This is a genomic window from Spirulina sp. CCNP1310, assembly GCF_034932185.1.
Taxonomy (GTDB): domain Bacteria; phylum Cyanobacteriota; class Cyanobacteriia; order Cyanobacteriales; family Spirulinaceae; genus Spirulina.
Genome location: NZ_JAYGHW010000065.1, coordinates 81,306 through 104,413 on the forward strand (window position 1 = coordinate 81,306; position 23,108 = coordinate 104,413).

The following is a 23,108-nucleotide window of genomic DNA, read 5'->3' on the forward strand; positions in this document are numbered from 1 at the left end:
AAGGATGAAGGATGTAGGGGCGAAAAATTTTTCGCCCTCCGATGTAGGGGCAAACGGTTTAATATTTGCGCCCCCAATATTTTCGCCCCTAGGAGGATAGGACTAAATGGGAGCCTTGATTGGTTTTTTGGACTTCGATGCGATGCTGAAAAGCTTCTTTAAATTGGGGCATATGGGTGACAGCCAGGATGCAGGCAAAATCGGAGGCGATCGCATTGATGGCGGCGACGAGGCGATCGCACCCCTCCCCGTCCTGTGTGCCAAACCCCTCATCAATAATTAACATCTGTAATGCTGCTCCGGAGCGTTGGGCGAGCAACTTCGCCAAAGCTAAACGAATCGAAAAATTAATCCGAAAGGCCTCCCCCCCTGAATAGGTTTCATAGGGGCGAGTGCCTTGGGCATCGGCGATTAAAATATCGAGGGTGTCGATCATTTTGGGGGCCTGTTTAGCCTTGGCCTGTTTTCCGGCTTTTTGGGTGAGGAATTGCACATGGAGTTGATTTCCCGTTAAACGAGAAAGGGTGTAATTGGTTTCTGCTTCCAATTGGGGCAAAACATTTTCAATCATCAGGGCTTGAATCCCATTTTTGCCAAAAGCTTTAGCCAGTTCATTATAAATGCGGTGTTGTTGTTTTAACTGATTAATTTGGGCTTCTGTTTCTGCATATTCCGCCGCTAATTGCGTCAAATGATCAATCTGGGCCTCAATGGCTCCAGCGTCCCGCTGATATTGGGCCAATTGGGCTTGGCGATGGTCGAGGGTGGTGGTGAGTTCGGCAATTTGGGCGCGATAATCCGGCAGGGTGGCCATGGTGGCCTGCAAGGTTTTAATCGCATCTAACACAGCGGCCCGCTCCTGCTCTCCTGTGGCTAACTGGGCATTTATTTGGCTTAATTCTGCCTCAATTTCAGGTTTTTGCTGTTCCGCAGTGGTGAGGCGTTGATAGTCTAATTCCCATTGGCTATGGTTGCGCAGCTGATGGCGGAGTTTTTGGTGTGCGTCGGGGTCGTAGCCGAGGGTGGCGAGGGTTTGATTCAGGGTTTGCAACTGTTGCGCCAATTCAGAAGTTTGCTCTAAAGCGGTGAGTTCCTGTTGAAAGGCCGTCAGACGGGCTTGGAGTTGGGGGATCTGTTCATTGAGAATGCTCTGACGTTTGCGGGCATCTTCAAGGCGGCTGGCTTTGGTTTCTGCCCAGCTTAATTTGCGCTCTTGACTGCGGAGTAAACTATGGGTTTTATCGTCGTATTGTAGGGCAGAAATTTGGTCAGTCAGTGTCATTAATTCCTGTTGTAAATCTTCTGCATATTGACCCGCATGGAGGGCTTGATCGAGATGCTCTAATTCGTGATCAATTTCCCAAATTCGTTCGCTAATTTCTCCCAATCGCTCCAATTGATGCTCTAATTTATTCACTTCCTGCTGTTGGCGATCGCGTTGCTCTAGCTCCTGAGCTAAGGCCGCTAACTCCCGCTTTAAATCCCCCTGTTGCCGTTGGGCATCGGTGATTTCCGTTTGAATATGCCAAAGATCTTCCTGTTGGGCGGTTTGGGCGGTTCGGTTTTTGGTGAGGACATGGGCGCGATCGCTCTCTCCAAGGGGGCGATCACACAGGGGACAATTCGCCCCCTCTGCCTGTAAAAACTGCCATTTTTGCTCCAAATCCGCCAGTGTATTTTTCAAAGCCTGCTGTTGAGCAGCTAACTCCGTTTGCCGGAGGGTTTGGGCCGACAGCTTCGATTCTAACCGCGCTCGATAGGTTTCTTTGCGCTTCAAATTTTCCAAGACCTCCTCCTTGGCGAACAATTCTTGACGGAGGGCGGGGCCGGTTTGTTTTTTCGCCGTTAACTCCCTTTTTTCCCGGGCTAGTTGATCCCGTTGGGCGCTGTAGCGCGATCGCACCTGGGCAATTTCCAGCCGTAATTGTTGGGCGCGATTTGCCCAGGGCGTAACCTGTTGTTGCCGTTGATCCAAATCCTGCAATTGACGGCGGCATTGGGCCAACTCCCGACAGCGTTCCTCAATGTTGGGGGCTTCGGCAAGCATGGGGACTAGATCTTGGCATTCCTGGCGGGCGCGGTTGAGTTCCGTTTCCGTTGTGCGTTGGTTGAGGTGAATTTGATTGCGGGCAGCATTCAGGGCGTTGATCACCTCTTGGCGTTGGGCGCGGGCAGCATGATCAGCGGTGGCGCGGTTCGTCAGTTCCACATCTTCCCGCTGCCATTGTTGCAATTGTTGATAATTTGCCCCAATGGCCTCCCGATTTTCCACAAGCCGGTTCAGTTCCCCCAAGGTTTTTAGCACCTTCGCCTGGGTTTGGCGGCGACGCTCCTGATCCCGATCCAGGGAAGCAAGGCGATTTTGTTGCCATTGCTCCTGTTCCGTGAGGCGATCGCGCTCATGGTTTTCCCGCTTGAGGGCTTCCAGTTGGCGCTGATCCGCCCCTTGGGCCCGCTGCAATTGTTGCAATTGTTGGGCTAAGGCATCCCGTTGCACCGTGAGGGTTTGTTGTTCCGCCAGACGGGCCGCCCGGGGTTCCTGTTGGCTGTTGAGCAAATCTTGCTGGGCCTTAAACCCCTTGGCGGCATCTTTGGCTCGTTCAGCGAGGCGATCGTATTCTTCTAATTTCAACAACTCCGCCAACACCTTTTTCCGCTCATTGGCCGGTACAAGCATAAATTCATCGGCCCGCCCCTGACGGAGATAGGCCGAATTCACAAAGGTGCGATAGTCCAGCTTAATCGTGGTAATAATTAAATCCTGGGTGGCGCGAATTCCCTTCGCATTGAGGGTACGGAATTGCGACGGCTGGGATTGAATTTGAAATTGTAACTCCCCACTGCGGCCCCTCGGTCGAGAACGAATCACCCGATAGGTTTCCCCCCCAATACTAAACGTAAAATCCACCCGCACCTCCTGCGCCCCGGTATGAATGAGATCATCCTCACTACCGGCCCGGCTTTTCCCCCAAATTGCCCAGGTCATCGCTTCCAACAGAGAAGATTTCCCCGCCCCATTGGCTCCACAAATACAGGCGGTATGGAGTCCTTGAAAGTTAAGACTGGCGGCTTGGTAGCTGAAGAAGTTTTTGAGGGTGAGGTGAAGGGGGATCATGGAGTGGGGAGTGGGAAGTGGGGAGTGGGAAGTGGGGAGTGGGGAATGGGGAGTGGGGAACAGGGAATGGGGAACAGGTAGGGGCGAAACATTTTTCACCGTTTAGCGGGTTTGCGATCGCCGGCCTTGGTTTTGCCTTCCTGAATGGGGAACAGGTAGAGGCGAAACATTTTTCACCCTCCACAACTCAGGTGGAGCAGATCAGTACAAAAAAGCGCCCCTTAGCCAAGAGGATACAATACGGACAAAAATTTCACCAATTTCTGCGAGAAATTGCGCCACATATGAATTTCTTATGTTAATCTAAGAATAAGGGTTTTATCGATTTTATCCATAGCGACTAGCGCGTTGAGCAGCAACAGGTTTTGCTCTGGGTCAGTCACCTTCCGCTTGGTTTTCCGGGCTAGGTGCATTGGGGCTGGCTGTTGGTGGCGTTTGTTTTGGTTACTCCAAACAAGAGTCCATGGAGAAGAAACAGTTTTGCCCTTGGGCAATGGAACTGTTAACCCAGCGGAGGAACACAACTGATCAGATTAGCTCGGTTACGGGTTATGTTCGTTCGGTAGGAGGGAGCCGTGAGGCCAAAGCAGTGCGGGAATTCGGTTCGCGAGTCCCCATCACTCTACTCACACCTTACTTCTCTGAGACTGATACCCACACCGAGATGTTTTGATGAGGAAGGCTACGGTGCTTGAAAAGAGCCGTGGATCTGCAATATTTCCCCAGGATACTGGTAACAGTGTGATGGGGCTGGCTGAAGGCGACTTTCCTGTTTTTAGAGAACGGGGACTGTCTTGGTGGCGCAGTGAAATGGTATTGGCGATAGGTACGCTAACGCGGATCGCACCCTAGCCCGCATTTTGAACTCTGCACCCCCCATTTAAGTTCAATTCCCCTGGAGGCGTGCTCATGATGATTCTGTTAATGGCAGTTAGTTACCTGCTATTGATTTATCTCTTGTTGGCCCTGGCACAGCGTGGAAAACGGCATGGCACAGTAACCACCCCTCGGAGTCTCCACTCCGGCGATTGCTGAACCCACCGCCCTCCTTCGCTCCCCACGGCTTTCTCGTTAAACGTCCACTGACTGAGCGGTTACAGGTTTTGTCTGTACCGTCGGCAGGTGGACGTTTTCTACATTGAGGCTATAGCCTAGCCACTTTTGAGCCAGATGGGTAAATGTGGCGGGATCCCCACTCACACCAAAGCGGGTCGGTTTGGGGTGGGGGTGGGGATTTTGCAGCCCCAAGGCTTGGAGTTCCTGGGCAGCGGCTTCGGCTACAAACGTGGCGGGGTTGATGCAGCGCACCGTTGGCGGCAGGAGGCGACGTAACACAGGGGCAAGATGGGGATAGTGGGTGCAGCCGTAGACTAATGTATCAATGCCTTGATCGAGGAGGGGTTGAAGGTATTGGGCGGCGATGGTTTGGGTATAGGGGTCATGGAGGCGATCGCCCTCAATCAACGGTACAAACTCCGGACAACCCACTTGCCACACCGCCACCGTGGGATCAATTTCGTGAATTGCTTGGCCATAGGCCCCACTAGCCACCGTTGCTGGCGTGGCAATCACCCCCACCCGCCGGCCCCGTTGCACCGCCGCCTTTGCCCCCGGCAAAATCAACCCTAAAATCGGCACCGGAAATTCTGCTCGCACCACATCCAAAGCCAAGGCCGAACTGGTATTGCAGGCCATGATCACCATTTTGGTATTTTCCGCCATCATCCAGGTGAGAATTTCCCGGACAAACTGAATAATTTCCTCCGGGGTACGGGTTCCGTAGGGGAGGCGAGCCGTATCGCCAAAATAGAGGATTGATTCCCCCGGTAGGGTATGTCGGAGGGCCTGAAGCACCGTTAATCCACCGACACCGCTATCAAATACGCCAATATGCTGCTGTTGCATGGTAATCATCCCAGAGGAAAAGGTCAACGCGGTGAGCGGGGCGCTCCACGATATTCCATCGCCCCCCGCAGAGTATGTTTAGCAAGTATAATTACTCAGCTCTAATTTTGTTGCAAATAGAGCAGAATTCCCCGCGAGATCGCCTGGGCCATTTGACTGCGAAATTGGGGATTGGCTAAACGAGGGGCATCCTCTGCCCCCGTGACAAAACCCACCTCCACCAGTGCCGACGGCATCGCTGAGGTGCGTAACACATAAAAACGCGCCTGCTTCACACCCCGGTTCCGCATCGGAATACTTTGTAAAATACTACTTTGAATGCTTTGCGCTAATCGTTGCCCCTGACCGGAAAAATAGAAGGTTTCCACCCCATTGACATCGGGGCGACTCATACTAATGGCGTTGGCATGGATACTGACAAAAATGGTCGCCCTTGCTTGGTTGGCCATTTGAGTGCGGGCCGCGAGGGTGATGAAGCGATCATCAGAACGGGTCATCATCACCTGCACGCCCTGCTGTTGGAGCGTGCGGGCCACTTCTAAAGAAATGGGCAAAATAACATCTTTTTCCCGTAAACCACCAATGCCAATGGCTCCGGGATCGCGGCCCCCATGGCCGGGGTCAAGGGCTACCAAATTGCGGCCGGTGGGTTGGGGGAGGGGGCTGTTATTGGGTTGGGGCGTGGGGGGGCGGCCGATGGTTGTAGGCGGCTGACTGGTGGGGGGGATGCGAATGGGCCGGTTTGTACTGGTTTGGGGTTCTAACCTTAGGGCTAAGGTGGTGGGGTTGAGTTGGCTCAGATTCCCCGCTTGAAAATTGGTGGCGGGATAAACCACAATTTCCACCGTTGACCCCCGTTGCCGTACCCGCAATTGGGATACAGGACTATTGACCGGCAGTTGAGATTGGGCCACGGCATCATCGACCCGTGCATTGGGGATCGTGATCGTATAGGCCCGATCCACTGTGCTCCATTGTTTGGTGCCGGTAATGCCGCGATCGCCCCGGATCACCAATTGATTCCCCCCACTAATTTCAATGGCCGTAATCGTACTGTTAGCCTGGGCCTCAAGACGGGGCAGGGGACGATTGGCCACAGAGGGAAGGGGAGAGCGCACAGCTTGGGGCAATTCCACCTGCCATTCCGTGGGGGATTGGCCCGCAATCCGGATCTGTTGGGGGTCGAGGGTATAGCCGGGGGCCATCTCCACCACCAACTGACTGGTTTGGGGATCAACGACTTGGGCTTGAATGGTGGCGATCGCCCCCTCCCGCCATTGCTGACGCTCCACCGCTGCCACATCCACCCCTGGCAAATCAATCACCAGCCGAGTCGGATTTTGCAGGAGGCGGGCCTTCGGCTGCACCGCCTCATCGGTGGAAAACACCAGCCGGTTTTGAGCCGCATCAAACTGCCAAAACACCAACCGGGCAGCTTCAGCGGGGATACCCCAAAGACACAAACTCAAAACCGTAAACAAAAAGCCAAATCGCTGCATAGATTAATGACGAACTCAATAAAGGCAGACGGTGAATAGGGCTAACCTTTTGGTTCAGACAATTCCGTCGCCGTGGGTGCGGGATCACGAAACACAATCCGCAGCAGTGGCGGTGCTAAAAAGGTGGTCGCAATTACCATCATAATAATGGCCGCATCCGTCGATGGCGACAAGACCCCACTTTCGGAACCCACCCCCGCAAACACTAAACCCACCTCGCCCCGGGGAATCATCCCCACACCAATGGCCAATTTTTTCAATTTGCCCTCACCGCCAAAGACCGTAAAGCCGGTGATCACTTTCCCGACAATCGCCACCACAATCAGGAAAGCCGCCACCGCCAACCCTTCGCGATTGGTGGGATTGGCGGGATTCAACACACTCAAATCCGTGCGGGCCCCCACAACCACGAAGAACACCGGCACCAGGAAATCCGCCAAAGGCAAAACCTGCTTCTCCAGTTCAGACCGTTTGTTCGTTTCTGCCAAAATCAAACCGGCAGCAAACGCGCCGAGGATGGCTTCCAGGTGGATCGCCGTCGCAATATAAGAGAGGAAAAACACAAACACTAACGCCGTCAGGAGAATCTGACCCCGGGTTTTCATCTCCGCCACCAGGTTTTCGTAGAGGGGCTTGATCAAATAGCGACCCAGTAAGATTGAGCCGATTAAGAATGCCCCCGCACTGACGATCAGATAGAGAATATTGCTGATCTCCACTTCTCCGGTCTTGGCAAGGCTGGCCACCACCGCTAAAACGATAATCCCGAGGACATCATCTAAAACCGCTGCCCCGATGATAATTTGCCCTTCCGTCGAAGACAGTTGACCAATTTCCGCCAAAACCTTAGCGGTAATCCCGATACTGGTAGCTGTGAGCGCTGCCCCGGCAAAAATAGCCGGAATGAGGGGAACGCCAAACAGATAAACCAAGCCGAAGGTACCAGCGGCAAAGGGCGCAACCACCCCCACCACAGCCACCACAGCCGCTTGGGGCCCGACTCGAATCAATTCATCCAGCTTCGATTCCAAACCAATTTCAAACAGGAGCAAAATCACCCCTAGTTCTGAGAGGACGGAGATCACTTCGCTTTGGCTATCAAAAACAGCCCTTGCCCCCTCCGGTGCAAGACCAGCGGTGAATTCCAGAAACTTAATAATCAGGGAATCATCAGCGGTAATGCCTTCACCAGGGAAAACAATCAGGTGTAGGGCCGACACCCCCACCACCACACCCCCTACCAATTCCCCCAATACTGGGGGCAAGTTAATTCGGGTGCAGAGTTCGCCACCGAGCTTACTGGCAAAATAGACCACCACTAAACTGAGCAAGACCCCGGCTAAGACCATCGAACTGTCTGCCGCTTCTGCTTCTGCCGCCGTTGCCAACCAAGGGAGCGGCGTTAAGCCAAGTTTGAACATTGGAGCGTGGATCGCATTGACCCCGGTCATGAATTCGAGCATGGGCGCAATAACATTAATTTACAGTCTCTACACTTTACAAGACTTTACAAGGCAATTTGCAAATCCTGACAATAGGAAGCCCATCAATCTAAATGATGGGCTTGTTCAGGATTACTAATCATCAAACAAAGTGATTTTGATTGATTAGTTTTAGGGGTGATTATCTATTGTTGCACTAATGTTAAATTCATGATCCGCGAGGCATCTTGATGATTGGCTTGAATCGTAATTTGGTAGCGCATTCCCCGTTGCACCACAGGGGGACGGGGGACGGTGACGCTAAATGTCCCATCGGGCCGCACCGTTGTAGGCGTGCGATCGAGCAACGTCGAACCGCCCCCTAAACGAATCAACCCCCCCAAAGCACTGGGCGCTTCAGAAACCACCGTCACGACTACATTTGCCCCGGGCAACGTCCTGCCGGTGAACGTGAAACCATTGGCGGCATTGACAGCACCATTATTTTGATGGCTGGTGAGTTCCACGGTTAAGGGTTGGGCGGCGGTTGTGGGGGTGTTGGTGGGGGTGTTGGTGACGGTTCCGGTGGTTTGGGTTTGCTCCACTTGGGCGGTGGTTTGGGCGGGGTTAAAGGCGAAGGCTTGGGGAGCGACGCTATAAACCACACGGCCGCTGCGTTCGAGGCGACCAATCACTACCCCTTCCGTTACCCGGTCATTGGATCCTACGGGGAGCGTGACTCGGTAGACACCGCTGGCGGTTTCCGTGGCGGTTAAGGTGCGCACGGTTTGGCCATTTTGGACGAGGAGAACCGAGGCATTAGCCCCCGCCGTTCCCCGGAGTTCAGCGGTGAAGGTATCGCCACTGGTGAGGGGTTGGGTTGCGCCGTTGTGGGTGACGGCGGTGAGGGCGAGGGTGACATCGGCTACTTGGAAAGACCAAGTGCCGCGATAGCCGGCCCCTTGGGTGTTGGTAAATTCTACTTGAACGGTGTAGTTACCGGCGGCGAGGGGTTGGGGGGGATTGTAGGTGAAGCTGCCGGTGGCCATGGTGGCGGTGACTTGGTTGGTGATGTCCCGGCCGTTGAGTTGGACGCGGATCGATTGGGGATTGACTAACCGGAAATCATCAAATTGCCAGGTAATGGGGGTGTTGCCTGCAATGCCTGAGCCGCCAGGGGTGGCGGCGACAATTCGCTGGGCCGCGCTGGGGGCTGCGGTGAGTAGGGGCAGGGTGGCTAGGGTGGCGGTGGTCAGGAGGCCTAAACTGGCTTGGGCGAGGATCTTGGAAATTTTCATGGTTTGATTTGAATAAACAATCACAAGAATAGACAAAAGAGCAAGGAGCGTTTGAGGTGGACGGTTATCCTCAATGGGGATAGCGGTGTTGATCTGACCCTTTGCCTCATCCGAGGGCAGCGGGTCTGGCATGGATCAACCCATCGCTGTGGGTCAGAGCACCCCTATCCCGACAGTCTGGATTGATGGTGACATGGGAAGGGGGGCGATCGCCATGGCCGTATGCCAGTCCTTTCCCCCTGCACTTGGCGGGATTTGCATCCATCAATGAATGCATCAGCGGATCATGGATTACTCTTCAACTAGACAAGACCCAGAGATTAAGGCAAGCTGATTTGCCATGGGGCTGTTGCTCACGCCCATTTCGTTGACTCCTAATCAACCATGATTCGTTCCCCCCTTTCCCCCCATCCTTTCCTTTGGGCTGCTGGGCCAATCGCGGCGAAATTGACATCGCCCAACGTGGTTGAAGGCCGCTATAAGGTGCTCTACCCCAAGGTATGGCAGGATATCTATCCTGAACAAATCCCCCGCTTGCCGGATCCCATCCCGCCCTCGGTGTTGCCTTATCTAAAACTCTCTAGCCTCAGGCTCCATCTCCCCACCGTTTATGGGATGTGCCAAGTGGGGGGACAGCCGGTGTTGTTGTTGAGCCATGGCGTGATTGATCATCGGGGGCAGCGGTTGCCCACCCTTGAGCAGGCTTGGGGAGAGGCAACCCCTTTGCGTCAAGCCTATTGGTTTTGGCAGGCGTTGCAGTTGTGGCCGGTACTGGCGGCGGAAGGGGTGACGGCCAGTTTAACGACATTGGATTATGTTTGTGGTGCGGGGGGATTTTTGCGGTTGCAGGAGTTAATCCTGCGGGGGGCGACGTTGGGGGATTTTGCCGAGGCTTGGGGGCTGTTGGTTGAGAGGGCCCATGAGGCGATCGCCCCTCCTTTGGAAAATATTATCGAAATTCTCCGCCAACCCAACCCTTCCCTCGCGGTGGCAGAGAAACTACTCAATCAAGTTTTATTAGAGCAGGCGGCCCAATTACCCTTGGCGGTACAGGTGGCCAGCGGCACTGACCCCGGCGCAGCCGATCGCATCAATGAAGACCACCATTATCCCCAAGGCGTAGATCTGCAACGGCCAGGCCAGGAGCATTTGCTGTTGGTGTGTGATGGCATTGGCGGCCATGATGGAGGGGCGATCGCCAGTCAAATGGCCGTCCAATCCCTGCGGCTCCAGGTGCAAGCCCTCTTACAGGAAATTGTCGAAGATCCGGAAATTATGGAGCCGCAGGTGGTGGCGGATCAACTCATGGCTCTGATTCGCATTGCCAACAATGTGATCTGCGCCCGCAACGATGAGCAGGAGCGTTCTGCCCGCCAACGCATGGCCACAACCCTTGTCCTCGCGTTGCAACTCCCCCAACAGATCGATACGCCGGAACTGCGGGGGGAAAGCCATGAACTGTATATTGCCCATGTGGGCGATAGTCGCGCCTATTGGATCACCGCCGAGGCCTGCCAATGTTTGACCGTCGATGATGATATTGCCAGCCGGGAGGTGCGCCTAGGGCGGAGTTTACCGGCGGCGGCTTGGCAGCGGGCTGATGCGGGGGCCTTGACCCAGGCATTGGGAACGCGGCGGGGCGATCGCATTACCCCCACAGTGCAGCGATTTTTAATCGAAGAGGATGGAATTTTGTTGCTCTGTTCCGATGGGTTGAGCGATCGCCATTTAATCGAGCGGTGTTGGCAGGATTTTGCCCCCATTGTTCTCCAGGGCGCGATGAGTTTAACCGAGGCAGTGAAGGCATTGGTACAGTTAGGGCGACAGCGGAACGGCCATGATAACGTCACCGTCGTTGCGGCCCACTATAGCGTCACCGCCAATACCCTCATCACAGCCCCCACCCCGCAAATCGCCGACCGTCCCCCTACTCAACCAGAGCAAGCCGAGATGGGTGACAATGCCCCCATTGCCTTTCCCGAAGAATTCCGAGCCACCAACTTTAGCGACCCCCTGCCGGAAAGTAACGGCAACTTGCCCCTAGATTTTGACGATATTGACAGCTTTCACAACTTTGATCTTGAAGATTTCACCAACGATGAGCCAGACTTTATTCCCCCAGCGGTGAGTGCAGAGCCGCGCCCGGCAGTGGAAGATTTTGAGCCTTCCATCGATTCAAGGCCACGCCCTGAAGACTCCAGTTATCCCCCCAGAGAAGCCCCCACTTCTCCCCCAGCGGCCGGCGTTGAATCCCGGCCCTCTGTGCGTGAGCCAGTGATCTGGGGAGAAAGTGATGTGGTGATGGGCATGGAGGACGCTGATCCAGTTGCGGATTTCCCTCGGTCAGCCGATGAACGAGACCAACCCATTGATCCCAATTTAGAAGTTTCCCCCGCCTTTTTTGAGGATGTGGAGGAGGAAGAACTATTTCCCGCCGGTTTACCCGTGGAGCGTCGCCAAACCTTTAGTTATGTGGCCTTGGGGATGGGGGCGATCGCCCTAATCCTCCTCGTCTTCGTGATCATCCAAGGCCAAATCCGCCAACGGGAAATGCGCCAACAGGAAGAATCTCGCCCCATCATCAGCCCCCCGACGGAGTTGCCGGAGCTAGAGCCGGAGCCGGAGTTACCGCCCCCGGTAGAGGAGTAACACTGCCCCCCAAAGCAGTAACAATGGCCGTCGTATTGGCAATCAGCATCTTGATATAGCTATCCCCTGAACTCCCAGGCGCACCAGTGGAATCGGAATAGAGGGGTTGAGCAGCGAGTTTTACCCCCGCCTCTTGGGCCACAGTGCGAATCAGCGCATCATTAATCGTCGTTTCGGCAAAAATAGCCGGAATGCCAGCGGCACGAATTTGCTCACTGAGGGCCTGTACCGTTTGGGCGCTGGGCTGCTCCTCAGTGCTGATCCCAATTAAACTCCCCAACATTTCCAAGCCGTAGGCATCGGTGTAGTAGGCAAAAGCGTCGTGAGTCGTGACCAGTTTACGCTGTTGGGGGGGAATCGTCGCAATTTGGGCAGTGATCCAACTATCGACCGCTTCCAATTCGGCGATCAAAGCTGCCGCACGGGTGCGAAACTGCTCGGCATTTTCAGGAGCCAATTCCACCAAAGCATCGCGAATCACCTCCACCATCACAATCCCATTACGGGCATTGCCCCACACATGGGGATCAGGAACCCGTTGATTTTCATATTCCATCTCCAAGGGAGGAATCTCTTCCCCAACAGCAAAACGGCGGCCGCTGACGTTGGCCATAAGGCGGATCAAGGCCGGTTCGAGGTTGTAGCCGTTGTAGAGGATCAGATCTGCCTGTTCGAGGGTGATCGTGTCTTGGGGGACGGGTTCGTAAACATGGGGATCATCGCCAGGTTTGAGAATGCTGGTGAGGGCGATCGCCTCCCCCCCAATATCTTCAGTGAGGTCAGCCAAAATCGTGTTGGTGGCAACAACAGTGGGGCGATCATCTGGGGGGGCTGAAGAGGGTTGACAACCCGTAAGGAGAAGGGCGATCGCGAGGGGAAACAGGCCAAGGTACTTCATGGGGATTTATCATAATTCTTTCATTATTTTCTCATATTTTTTTCATGATTGAAGGGTTTTTGAAGGCAGAAGGATGAAGTGGGAAGTGGGAAGTGGGAAGTGGGAAGTGGGAAGTGGGAAGTGGGAAGTGGGAAGTGGGAAGTGGGAAGTGGGAAGTGGGAAGTGAGAAGTGGGAAGTGAAGAGTAGAAAACTATTTCTGCCTTCTGCCTTCTGCCTTCTGCCTTCTGCCTTCTGCCTTCTGCCTTCTGCCTTTTATTCTGCCTTCATCCTTCATCCTTAAGAAGCCTGTGGTGGATGAAGTGGGTCACTTGTGGGTGGGATTGTTCTACGAAATGCTGATCTAACTCGGTTTGCAATAGGTCTCGTAATTCGGGAAACCGGCCTAAAATCACCTGCTCCGGTTGATATTTCGCCATCAGATCCGCCAACCATGCCGCCGTAATTTGCCCTGAGGCAATGCGCTTACGGGAAATCATCGCCAATTCTGGCGGCACGTTCAGCCCCCCATGGGCCGCATAGATGGGCAAATCCGTCAGCAACCAATGGGTTTGGGATTGATAATTCTGTACTTCTTGAAAAACGAGATGATGGGCGGCGGTTTCGCGGGCAAAAACTTGGTTTTGGTGTTGGATGAGAGCCAATTTAACAGGGGTGGCCAGGAGGAGGAAAAGCAACGTCCAACCGAGGGGGGATTGCCATTGTTTACGCCGCCGCCAGTTTTGAGCCATAGCCTCCAGGCCAAAGGCCGCTAACCAACAGAGGGGAATGGAAATGAGCAAATAGTGGTGATACCAGAGGGGTTTATGGTTGATGAGGAGGAGCGTGATCGTGGCTAACCAAATCAGGGGTAAGCCGCGATGGGATTGAACACCTTTCCACCCCAAGGCCCCAATCCCCCAAATTGCCAGCACGCCATAATCTAAATCCTGCACATAAAACACCAACACATCCCGCCAACTGATTTCATTGACAAAGACGGATTTGACATCATCGCTGACATGAAATTGCCAAAAGTCACCCCAATGGGCGATCGCTCCGGAGGTGAAAGCGATGGTGATCCAGCCAGTGGCAAGGGCAAGGAGAAAGAGGGATCCCCCCCAGCCCCCCTTAAAAAGGGGGGAGAGTTGGGGATTGTGGGATTCTTTCTGGCCTTCTTTAACAAGGGGGGTTTTGGCGGGTAGGAACCAGAAGAGGGCCAAGATGGGGATTAGGAAGAGGGTGTACATCTTGATTTGCATGGATACGGCCAGGGCTAGGCCGGAAAGGAGGGCTAGGCCGGCCTGTTGATGGGGTAAGCGTCCCTGGGCAGCAATCAAGGCATAGATGGCCAACATCGCTAAGGTTAAGCTGGGTAGGCCAATCATGGCTGATACCGTGAGGCGAAGAAAGTTGCAGGAGAGGATTAAGCAACCTGTGGCGATGAGGGCGGCGCGATCGCTCACCGTCAATCGCACCACTTGGGCAAAGGCCCAAACTAATACCGTGGCAAACAGCAGGGAGAGCGATCGCCCCACCACCACCACATTCTCAAACCCCCACCCCTGCCAAAACCGCAGCCAATGGCTGAGGATGACCACAAAAACCGGGGGCTGATCCGTCCAAATCTCCCCATAGAGGGCATAGCCTTGGCTATAGAGTTGAGCTTGAGAAAAGCTTAAACCTTCATCGGTATCAAATTGAAAGGTTGAGGAAAAAGGCATCAGCCAGAGGGCGATCGCCATAAAGGCTAAGGGTAAACCGAGATGAAAAATCCAAGGTTGCCACCGAATCGGGCGAATTGCCCCCAGGGTAGAATTTGCCACACCAAACACCAAAAAACTTAGCCCTTACTGTAATACAGTTTGGCTAAGATAATGGTTGATCGCCGTTTCATCTGAGCTTATGTTTTAGGCTTTTGTGGTGAACTCAAAGGGATTGAGTAGTTCAACACCAAACGAGGAAAAATCAGCAATGTTGCGGGTCACAACAGTAAGGCTATTCACTTGGGCGATCGCTGCAATCATCGCATCCTCATAAAGAGTGTTTGACTTTCGGTGCATGAATTTTGCCCAGCAACGAAATGCTGGCCCATCCATCGGTAAAACGTTGTAGGAAGCGGCCACGAGATCTAGCCACGCCTCAATTTCCCCAGCCTTCTCTACATCCTGCTCACGGGTCAGTTCAATGCCCGCCTGAATCTCGCCCAGCGTTACCGTAGCTAAGTAGAGGCTGGAGTCGTCTACAGACTTCAGCCACTCGATAACAGCACCATGGGGCCGTGGTCTGCGAAGCTCAGAGACAACATTGGTATCGAGCAGGTACATGGGCGTTATTAGAGAGCGACTGCTTGGCGGCGTTGGGCTTTGCCGCGATCAGGAACCAAGCTGTCAGTGCGGGCCGAGTCGGCAAGGAGCAATTGCTTGAGAGAAGGGCGGGCCGCCGCCTGAAGCCGTCGCCACTCATCAATAGGAACCAATACAGCAGTTTCAGTACCCTGGTGAGTTAGCACCTGTGGGCCTTCACTCACGCAAGCGTCCAGCAACTCACTAAAGCGGGCTTTCGCGTCCTGAACGGGCCAAATCTGCATAGGCTAGTCCTCATATCGATCTAAATTCTAATCTAGATGGCGGCAATCTCTCACGTTACCGCAATTAACAGGGAATGGTGGCGCGGATCGTGCAACCTTGGCCCGGTGCGGTGATTAATGTGAATTGACCGCCGATCGCCTCAATGCGATCGCGCATACTTTGTAAACCGAACCCTGTGGTATTTTGTGCAGGATCAAACCCGCAACCGTTATCCACCAAAACTAAAGCGATCTGCGTTAGTTTGCCCATCGCCCCCGGCGTGATCTTCAGCGTCAGCTTAACCGCCGTTGCCCCACTATAGCGGGTGATATTCGTTAAACCCTCTTGGATTAAACGGTAGAGGGCGGTGCTGATTTCCGCTGGCAGAGAGACGGGGAGATTGATTTCAGGATTAACGACGATTTGCGTCGTCGTGGTGAATTGATCGAGTAAAGTTTGCACCGCTTGGGAGAGCGATCGCCCCTGGAGGGGACTGGTTTGCAACGATGCCACCGATTGACGCACATCCCGCAGCGCATCCTTGCCCAATTGGCGGGCGGCGTTGAGGTGGGTTTCCCCCTGCTGCCAATTTTGCTGTTTCCAGCAGAGGACGGCATTTTCTAACTGAATACTTTGGGCCGTGAGGGAATGGCCAACGGAATCATGCATTTCCCGAGCGATGCGGCTGCGTTCCTGTAACATCGCTTGATTTTCAATTAACAGCGCATAGCGGCGAAGACGGCGATTGGCTGCAATCAGGGCTTGGCGGCTTTCCCGTTCCGATAATACTGCCCCCACCAAGAGCAGGACGAAAATCAGCACCAAGCCAAACAGCAGCGCCGAGTTGATCATTAAATTGAGTAAAAATTGCTGTTGCTGGCTAGCATCAAGGGATCCCATGCCTCGACCATGTTCCGCAAAATGCCGAATTCGCATCCACAGCACGATCAGAAAAGAACCATAGGCCCAGAGCGCGGTGATAATTCGCCCCCGCCAGGGGAATAAAATACAGGCCCGCAACACCACCACCAAGAGTAAGGCGGAAAAAACCGTATTGCCCCGCCCCCCCACCGACACCGCCAGCCAACTGATGCTAAATCCAGCGATCGTGTAAAGGATCGCAACCCCTTGGGAACCGATGGGCAACCTCAGGCCCAACCCTCCCAGGAGGGCAATGCACCCCAATACCGCAAGGGGAATATTGTGGGGATCCACCGCCATCATGGGCGGGCGGGGCCGATGGATAGACAGGGCCGCAATCATGGCAATGCCCAACAAAATCCACTCCAAATAGAGCAAAAGCCGAAAAGACCGTTCCTGAAGGCGATCGCCCATCCTCACCTCAAAGTTGCCCTGGTTCTATCCCTTTATCATAGTCCAGCCCTTCCTCAGACTCCGCGTTAGGCCAACCTAGGGAGCAACACCACCCCCGTTAACCCGCAAACCCCACCATCCCATCTGATAAGATTGAGGCAATTTCACACTGACAACCATTCATGGAGATCAAGGCTTTTAGCGAGCTTTTCCCCCTTTTCAACACTGCCAGCCCCGAAACCCTCGAATGGCTCCTTTCCGTGGCCGTCAAGCATAGCTACCCCAGAGACCGCGCTGTGCTGATGGAAGATGCCTGGGGCAATGCGGTTTATTTCATTGTCTCCGGCTGGGTGAAGGTGCGGCGCTTATCGGGGGAAAGTGCGATTACGCTGGCGGTGATGGGCCGGGGGGATTTTTTTGGGGAGATGGCAATTTTAGATGAGTCGCCCCGCTCAACGGATGTGGTGGCCCTCTGCCCGGTGGAGTTACTGAGTGTTTCCGCCCAACGGTTTATTCAAACCCTGTTTAAAGATCCCCAATTGCATCATCGAATGTTGCAATTGATGGTGCAACGGCTCCGTTATTCCAATGTCCGGTTTCAATTGCGCAACCAACCCCCAGCGATTAAGCTGGCGAAAATGTTGGTGATGTTGGCGGAGCATTACGGCCAACCGACGGCAAAGGGGACGGAAATTTTAATGATTCCCGATGAGGATCTGGCGCAGATTTCCGATATTACCGCCGAAGAGGTGCGCAAAATTATTGAAAAACTCCACAGTAAAAGCTGGGTGGAAATTGATCCCCAACAGCGATCGCTCTGTATTGTCAACCTCAAGCAGTTGAGCCATCTGGCGGGGCGGGTGTAATCGTGATCAGTCCGTGGGTTTGCAGGTCGCTGATCAGTTTCAGGAGGTCTTGGCTGAGGTGTTCCGGCTCGACTTCGTATTCTGCAAGGAGTTGGGCTTGGGCGATCGCCACTGAATCCGACTCATTCAACACCGCAATCATCCTTGTGCCAATGTCATCGAGGCCGAAATATTCCTCACTGTTGAGGTTGAGGAGGACAGATTCCCCCGCGAGTTCTTGGATGAGAACATCGGGGGCGAGGGTGATGCGATCGCCAAGGGCAATAGAGGACATTAGGGGTTTAAGTAGCGTTCGATTAACAGAATAGCGACGATATCATCCACCGGCCGAGGAGGGAGACGCATCCCTTGGGGAATGAGGCGGGCTAACCCTTGGGGGGGGAACATTTGCCAATAGCGATCGCGGGCTTCGAGGCTGCTGTTGCGCTCATTGACAAAGTTTAAGGGGATATCGGCAGGAAACAGGGGTTTTACCTCAGCAGCCCATTGTTGGGCGGTGGTTTGGTTGCCCATGACGATCTGGGTGATGGCGTAATCTTGTTGGAGTTGGGTGAGGATTTGAGGAACATCATCCCGGTTCACCACCTGATACCATTGGGGCGTACCGTCGGGATAGGCGATCGCCACCCCACATTTATCCCGACCGGGATCAAAGCCGAGAATCATTTAAGGTTTTGCCTCCGGCTCAATGGGTTCAAAGGCTTGGCAAAATTCCCCTAGGCCCGCTTTTAAAACATAGAGCACAACGGGAGTCGCCAAAGCAGCGGGGATCAGTTCAGAACTGGCCACAGCAATAATTGTTTTTTCAATGGCCCCCGTTTCAAGATTTTGACGGGGGATCGCTTGGCAAATCACCGCCCGACAACGTTTGGCTAAATCGGCGAGCCATTCGCCGTTATCTTCTTGGGGTTGTTGCCCAGCCCGGATCGCGAGGGAAATGGTGGCATCGGCTAAATTGCCCTCACAGTCTTCAATTTCCGTCAGCGCTTTCAGGGCCGGCGGATAGTTACTCAGTTGGGCGCGAAACTGTTCGATTTCGTCGGGGGAAAGGGTGGCCATCGTGGAGTATCGTGAAATTTCGAGCAAAATATGTTTGCAAACCATATCTATCAAAGATAGCACTATGCTTTCAGCCCTTCGCCATCAGTTAATTGTCTCTTGCCAAGCGCCAGCAGATTCACCCCTGCATCAACCGGAAATGATTGCGGCGATCGCCGCCGCCACAGTCAACCAAGGGGCAGCGGGGGTACGCATTGATACGCCGGCCCATATCCGGGCGGTGCGCCAACGTTTACCCGAAATCCCGATCATTGGCTTATGGAAGCAGGTGCTCCCCGATTATCCGGTGTATATTACGCCCCGGATCGAAGATGCGATCGCCGTCATTGAGGCGGGGGCGGATATTGTCGCCATTGATGCCACGGAGCGCGATAGGTGCGCTAGCGCGGATCGCCCTGTACCCTTGGGGGAATTGATTCAAGCCATCCATGACCGGGGTAAGTTAGTGATGGCAGATATTGATAGTTTAAGCAGTGCCGCCCAAGCCGTGGCCCTAGGGGCGGATCTTGTCGGCACAACGCTCTACGGCTATACAGAACTCACCCACAACCAAGCCCCCCCCGCTTGGGAGTTATTAGGGGAAATTGCCGCCCAATTGGATACCTTCACGATCTGTGAGGGGGGAGTAGCAACACCGGAAATGGTGTGCCGGGCCTTGAATAATGGTGCGGATGCGGTGGTGGTGGGGACAGCAATCACGGGGATTGATCTGCGCACCCAAGCCTTTTTAGCGGGTTTGCAGCGATGAACTGGGGGAGCAAGGGGCGCAGCCTACGGCGTTTATCCTCGCAGGATTGGCGCTGGTTCTGCCTAGCCTATGGGTTGTTGCCGCTCATTGCATTGTTATTACAACAGCGGGGATTGCGCCGCACCCAAAACCTATTAACCCGCTATCCCCTCCCCAAGGTGGAGCGGCGGATTGCTGTGAAGCGGTTGGCGGCCATGGTAATGCTGGCGGATCGCTATAGTCGCCCTTGGAGTAATTGCCTGAGGCGATCGCTCCTCCTTCTCTATCTCCTCCAACGCTACGGGATCACCGCATCGTTAAAAATCGGGATGCGCCGCCATCGGGGTGTGATGGAGAGTCATGCTTGGGTGGAATGGGAGGGGAAGGTGTTAGGCGATCGCGCTGATCTGGTGGAGACGTATCAAACCTTTCAATCTCCCGAATCCAGGAAGAATTAAACGCCAGCATTTAGCTTTCGGGGTCAATGCCCAACGCTCTCAGTTGTGCGGCTAATCGTTCGGCCCTTTGAGCCACTTGTTCCGCTCGTTGGCGTTCTAAGGCAGCTCGTTGATCTGCTTGTTCGGCTCGTCGGCGTTCCAGAGCAGCTTGTTGGCGTTCCAGTTCCGCCCGTTGATCCGCTTGTTCAGCCCGTTGGCGTTCCAGTTCCGCCCGTTGATTTGCTTGCTCTGCCCTTTGCTCTAACGCCAAAAAGCTCAGGAAGGGTCGCCCATCGGGACGATACAGTTCTAACGTGGTGGCAGTGACCACAAAACGAATACCTAAACGGGGACTTGTCCAGTTGTGGATGGCTTCAATGGGCCGCAATCCTTCTACAGTACGATACAGACCATGTAAATCATTGCGGTTCGGGTCGTAAAGATAATATTCCTCCACCCCGTAATCCTCATAAAATTGCTGCTTTTTGCTCATTTCCGCCAGACGATTGCCGGGGGAAAGGATTTCAAAGACGACTTGTGGGGCAATATTGTCCTCTTCCCACTGTTTATAGGAGCCTCGCTCTCCCTTGGGGCGACCAAAGGCCACTAACGCATCGGGGGCGACACGGATTTCCGGGTGTCCTTCCACCGGATACCAGAGTAAATCTCCCGCCACAAAAACATCCGGTTGATCCGCAAAGAGCAGTTCTAGATTTTCTTTGATCAGGACAATCCAGCGAAATTGGAGGGTATTGTCTGCCATTGGCTGACCATCACTGTTGGGGTAGAGTATCTCACAATCCAAGGAAAGGGTCATAGCGATGATCTCCGCTGGGTGAGGGGAATCGTTTTTTTAGTTTAGCAAACCCAACTCCTTCAATCCACTTGGAAGGGGGCAACCAAGGGAGCAGACTCCCCAGGGGATGGAGGTTGAGCGGCCTGACATTGACCCCGCAGGCCCAACAGGGCGATGCCAAAACCGATGCCAATGCCAGTTCCCAATAGCCAAGCATGGGAAGCATCAAGGGAGAGGATGAGGCGGCGATCGCCACTATAAACTTGGATCGACCAGCCTTCGGAACGGACGGAATTTTGAAGTTTCTGCATGGTTCTAGCCCTCAATACAAACGTCTGTGGTGGACTGGTCGGCAAGATAGCAGAGAGCGCGGAAGCGCAAACCGATCAATTCCTCATAGACGGGATTGAGCTTACATAAAGGGGGAATTTCCAACAATGTCCGCCCCTGCCAAACAAGCTTGCGGGCAAAGGGACATTGAGCCGGAATCCAGCGACAGATCGATTGGGCGATCGCTACATTGGCAATTTCAACTTGATTGAGCCAGGAGCGCAGGGGGGAGAGGAGATCCGCCGATAACGCATGGGGCTGATGCTGAGGGGATTGCGGGGTGTTGAGATGGTTGATGAAGGTCATGGGAGTTTGCTCTCCTTTGGATGGCTTATTTGTAGCTTAACGATAAACTCAGGTGATGTGAAGATGAATTCAATATAAGTTTTATCTATGAATGATAAGTACAGCTTAAGCCCTGGGAGGGTGGCGTGGTTTCAAGATCGCTCCATAGAAATACGCCCCAAAATGAGGGGCGCAAGATTCAGGGGGCGAAAGATTTTCCGCCCTACTGGCCGAGGGTTTGCGATCGCCCATAGGCCGCCAAAACCGCCGCCATCACCGCCCCCCGGAATCCCTGCTGCTCTAGGGCATTCACCCCGGCGATCGTCGTTCCCCCCGGACTGGTGACTTGATCCTTGAGTTGGGCGGGGTGTAGGTTGCGCTCTTTGAGGAGTTGAGCCGTACCCAGGACGGTTTGAATCGCCAACTGTTGAGCCGTCGCCCTCGGTAGGCCCGCCGCCACGCCGCCATCGGCCAACGCCTCCACCATCAACGCCACAAAGGCCGGCCCCGACCCCGAAAGCCCCGTCACCGCATCCATACTTGCTTCTGGAACCTGTACCACTTCCCCCACCGCCTGAAAAATCGTTTCGGCTTGGGCCTGCTGTTGCGGGGTGACTTGGGCATTGGGGGCGATCGCCGTCATCCCTGCCCCTACGGTGGCTGGCGTATTGGGCATCACACGGATGATCGGCTGTTGGGGGAAGAGTTCCGCTAAACGGGCGAGGGGAACCCCAGCAAGGATAGAGAGAATTAAACTGTGGGGAGGGATGGCTACCATGGCCAGTTGCCGCGCCAATTGGGAGAGAATTTGGGGCTTGATAGCGAGGAGGATGATTTCGGCTTGGCAGGCTTGGGCGTTGTCGGTGGTGGCTGTGACCCCATAGCGCGATCGCAGCACCTCACCCCGCGCCGGAACAGGATCACTCACAATCACCTGTTGCGGGGCATAAATTCCTTGGGCAATTAACCGGGAAAGCAACGCTTCCCCCATCACACCGCCGCCAATAATCCCCAATTGATACACCATCATCCACAACTCCATTCCAGGGCAGACCAATCAATTCCAAAACAAGATCCCCCCTGGCTCAAAAGGGGCTAGGGGGGATCGTACTTCGTTACCAGGCTCACGATCCCCCCGGCTACGCCGACCCCCTTCATAAGGGGGTTAATCCGGAACTGCTTTCGCTTTTACTTCATATTTTTTAACAGCTTCACGCCGACCCCCTTCATAAGGGGGTTAATCCGGAACCCCCCTTTTTAAGGGGGGCAGGGGGGATCCTAATTCACCAAGCGATTGGGATCAAGAGACCAAGAGGCATTGGGGTTCACCATGCTGGCGGCACTGGCTCGCACAGCACTCAGGGGAGAAGCGGTTTCGTGGGGAGTCGTGTTTTGGGTGCTGACCTGGACGCAACTGGGGGTAAACAGGAAAATACTTTCACCAATGCGCTCCTGATGGCCATCAATGGCGTAGGTTCCCCCCGCCACAAAATCAACGGCCCGCTGGGCCTCATCGGGATCAATAATCGTCAAGTTTAAAACAACGGACTTCCGTTCCCGCAACGCCTGAATCACTTGAGGCATTTCTTCAAAAGAGCGGGGTTCAATAACGACCACTTCTGAAATTCCATTCGCCGATCCGGGCATTCCTATCACGTTACTCCTTGCTGCTGGGGCTGTTGCTGATAAACCAATGGATTCTTTAGAGGGGGTTGCTGCCGTCATCGCGGAGGGACGTTCCCGGGTGCGGCGGGGGCGTTGACGCTCATCTTCAACCACAGGAGCAGGCTCCGGTTGGTAGACGGGTTGATAGTCATTTCCCTCCATATCCTCTTCATAATACTCATACTCGGATTCATTTAACCCGACAATATCCTTGAGCTTATTAAAAATCGTGTTCACGGCTGAACTTCTCCCTATCCCATTATGAGCTTAATGATACCAAGATTGCGATGGCGGCCG

The 23,108-nt window shown here is 54.2% G+C and carries 23 protein-coding genes; 4 read left to right on the forward strand and 19 right to left on the reverse strand.

Annotated elements, in window-relative coordinates:
• Positions 1-88: 88 nt before the first annotated feature.
• From sbcC to VB712_RS11225, 6 genes are all read right to left on the reverse strand, one after another.
• Entirely contained in the window at positions 89-3,115 is a 3,027-nt protein-coding gene (sbcC, locus tag VB712_RS11200; RefSeq protein WP_323254662.1) for an exonuclease subunit SbcC, read from the reverse strand.
• Between the two features lie 1,071 nt (positions 3,116-4,186).
• A complete protein-coding gene (gene murI, locus VB712_RS11205) occupies positions 4,187-5,020 on the reverse strand; it encodes a glutamate racemase (protein ID WP_323254664.1) in 834 nt (277 codons plus the stop codon).
• A 101-nt stretch (positions 5,021-5,121) separates the two neighbouring features.
• Positions 5,122-6,519 (reverse strand): N-acetylmuramoyl-L-alanine amidase, encoded by a 1,398-nt coding sequence (locus tag VB712_RS11210; protein ID WP_323254666.1) that lies wholly within the window; start codon positions 6,517-6,519, stop codon positions 5,122-5,124.
• 41 nt (positions 6,520-6,560) lie between these two features.
• The gene (locus VB712_RS11215; protein WP_416236325.1) at positions 6,561-7,970 is read right to left on the reverse strand and encodes a cation:proton antiporter; all 1,410 of its coding nucleotides are present in this window, start codon (positions 7,968-7,970) and stop codon (positions 6,561-6,563) included.
• Positions 7,971-8,146: 176 nt separating this feature from the next.
• The gene (locus VB712_RS11220) at positions 8,147-9,238 is read right to left on the reverse strand and encodes a hypothetical protein (protein WP_323254670.1); all 1,092 of its coding nucleotides are present in this window, start codon (positions 9,236-9,238) and stop codon (positions 8,147-8,149) included.
• A 106-nt stretch (positions 9,239-9,344) separates the two neighbouring features.
• Positions 9,345-9,503: a hypothetical protein gene (locus VB712_RS11225; RefSeq protein ID WP_323254672.1), complete on the reverse strand. Its 159-nt coding sequence runs from the start codon at positions 9,501-9,503 to the stop codon at positions 9,345-9,347.
• Positions 9,504-9,622: 119 nt separating this feature from the next.
• Between VB712_RS11225 and VB712_RS11230 the strand changes: the two genes are divergently transcribed.
• On the forward strand, positions 9,623-11,887 hold the full coding sequence (locus VB712_RS11230) for a PP2C family protein-serine/threonine phosphatase (protein ID WP_323254674.1): 2,265 nt from the start codon (positions 9,623-9,625) through the stop codon (positions 11,885-11,887).
• On the opposite strand, the gene VB712_RS11235 is transcribed toward VB712_RS11230, so the two are convergent.
• The 5 genes from VB712_RS11235 to VB712_RS11255 all read right to left on the reverse strand — a co-directional run bounded on the left by VB712_RS11235 (position 11,820) and on the right by VB712_RS11255 (position 16,667).
• On the reverse strand, positions 11,820-12,785 hold the full coding sequence (locus VB712_RS11235) for a metal ABC transporter solute-binding protein, Zn/Mn family (RefSeq protein WP_323254676.1): 966 nt from the start codon (positions 12,783-12,785) through the stop codon (positions 11,820-11,822). The two genes, VB712_RS11230 and VB712_RS11235, sit on opposite strands and share 68 nt — an antisense overlap.
• A gap of 264 nt (positions 12,786-13,049) precedes the next feature.
• Positions 13,050-14,588 carry a glycosyltransferase family 39 protein gene (locus VB712_RS11240; protein WP_323254677.1) on the reverse strand — a complete coding sequence of 513 codons (1,539 nt, stop codon included), beginning with the start codon at positions 14,586-14,588 and terminating at the stop codon, positions 13,050-13,052.
• Between the two features lie 84 nt (positions 14,589-14,672).
• Complete coding sequence (locus VB712_RS11245; protein ID WP_323254679.1) at positions 14,673-15,089, reverse strand: type II toxin-antitoxin system VapC family toxin; 417 nt, start codon at positions 15,087-15,089, stop codon at positions 14,673-14,675.
• 8 nt (positions 15,090-15,097) lie between these two features.
• A complete protein-coding gene (locus VB712_RS11250) occupies positions 15,098-15,352 on the reverse strand; it encodes a type II toxin-antitoxin system Phd/YefM family antitoxin (RefSeq protein ID WP_323254680.1) in 255 nt (84 codons plus the stop codon).
• Between the two features lie 64 nt (positions 15,353-15,416).
• Positions 15,417-16,667 carry a sensor histidine kinase gene (locus tag VB712_RS11255; protein ID WP_323254682.1) on the reverse strand — a complete coding sequence of 417 codons (1,251 nt, stop codon included), beginning with the start codon at positions 16,665-16,667 and terminating at the stop codon, positions 15,417-15,419.
• A 161-nt stretch (positions 16,668-16,828) separates the two neighbouring features.
• On the opposite strand from VB712_RS11255, the gene VB712_RS11260 reads away from it, so the two are divergent.
• Positions 16,829-17,512 carry a Crp/Fnr family transcriptional regulator gene (locus VB712_RS11260; protein ID WP_323254684.1) on the forward strand — a complete coding sequence of 228 codons (684 nt, stop codon included), beginning with the start codon at positions 16,829-16,831 and terminating at the stop codon, positions 17,510-17,512.
• On the opposite strand, the gene VB712_RS11265 is transcribed toward VB712_RS11260, so the two are convergent.
• The 3 genes from VB712_RS11265 to VB712_RS11275 are packed head-to-tail and all read right to left on the reverse strand — an operon-like array spanning position 17,478 to position 18,571.
• Positions 17,478-17,786 carry a PqqD family protein gene (locus VB712_RS11265; RefSeq protein WP_323254686.1) on the reverse strand — a complete coding sequence of 103 codons (309 nt, stop codon included), beginning with the start codon at positions 17,784-17,786 and terminating at the stop codon, positions 17,478-17,480. The genes VB712_RS11260 and VB712_RS11265 overlap by 35 nt on opposite strands.
• Positions 17,786-18,178, reverse strand: coding sequence for a pre-16S rRNA-processing nuclease YqgF (locus VB712_RS11270; RefSeq protein ID WP_323254688.1), 393 nt, complete (start codon positions 18,176-18,178; stop codon positions 17,786-17,788). Before VB712_RS11270 ends, VB712_RS11265 begins: the two co-directional genes overlap by 1 nt.
• Complete coding sequence (locus VB712_RS11275) at positions 18,179-18,571, reverse strand: hypothetical protein (RefSeq protein ID WP_323254690.1); 393 nt, start codon at positions 18,569-18,571, stop codon at positions 18,179-18,181.
• A 64-nt stretch (positions 18,572-18,635) separates the two neighbouring features.
• Between VB712_RS11275 and VB712_RS11280 the strand changes: the two genes are divergently transcribed.
• Complete coding sequence (locus VB712_RS11280) at positions 18,636-19,319, forward strand: N-acetylmannosamine-6-phosphate 2-epimerase (RefSeq protein ID WP_323254692.1); 684 nt, start codon at positions 18,636-18,638, stop codon at positions 19,317-19,319.
• Positions 19,316-19,756 (forward strand): lasso peptide biosynthesis B2 protein, encoded by a 441-nt coding sequence (locus VB712_RS11285; protein ID WP_323254694.1) that lies wholly within the window; start codon positions 19,316-19,318, stop codon positions 19,754-19,756. The genes VB712_RS11280 and VB712_RS11285 overlap by 4 nt, the downstream gene beginning before the upstream one ends.
• A gap of 10 nt (positions 19,757-19,766) precedes the next feature.
• Here VB712_RS11285 and VB712_RS11290 read toward each other — a convergent pair whose 3' ends face one another.
• The 5 genes from VB712_RS11290 to VB712_RS11310 form a co-directional block, all read right to left on the reverse strand.
• Positions 19,767-20,552 (reverse strand): Uma2 family endonuclease, encoded by a 786-nt coding sequence (locus tag VB712_RS11290; protein ID WP_323254696.1) that lies wholly within the window; start codon positions 20,550-20,552, stop codon positions 19,767-19,769.
• Positions 20,553-20,611: 59 nt separating this feature from the next.
• On the reverse strand, positions 20,612-20,842 hold the full coding sequence (locus VB712_RS11295; protein ID WP_323254698.1) for a hypothetical protein: 231 nt from the start codon (positions 20,840-20,842) through the stop codon (positions 20,612-20,614).
• Positions 20,843-20,846: 4 nt separating this feature from the next.
• The gene (locus VB712_RS11300) at positions 20,847-21,167 is read right to left on the reverse strand and encodes a Mo-dependent nitrogenase C-terminal domain-containing protein (RefSeq protein WP_323254699.1); all 321 of its coding nucleotides are present in this window, start codon (positions 21,165-21,167) and stop codon (positions 20,847-20,849) included.
• A gap of 202 nt (positions 21,168-21,369) precedes the next feature.
• The gene (proC, locus tag VB712_RS11305; RefSeq protein WP_323254701.1) at positions 21,370-22,173 is read right to left on the reverse strand and encodes a pyrroline-5-carboxylate reductase; all 804 of its coding nucleotides are present in this window, start codon (positions 22,171-22,173) and stop codon (positions 21,370-21,372) included.
• Positions 22,174-22,424: 251 nt separating this feature from the next.
• Positions 22,425-23,048: a cell division protein SepF gene (locus tag VB712_RS11310; protein ID WP_323254703.1), complete on the reverse strand. Its 624-nt coding sequence runs from the start codon at positions 23,046-23,048 to the stop codon at positions 22,425-22,427.
• Positions 23,049-23,108: the final 60 nt, after the last annotated feature.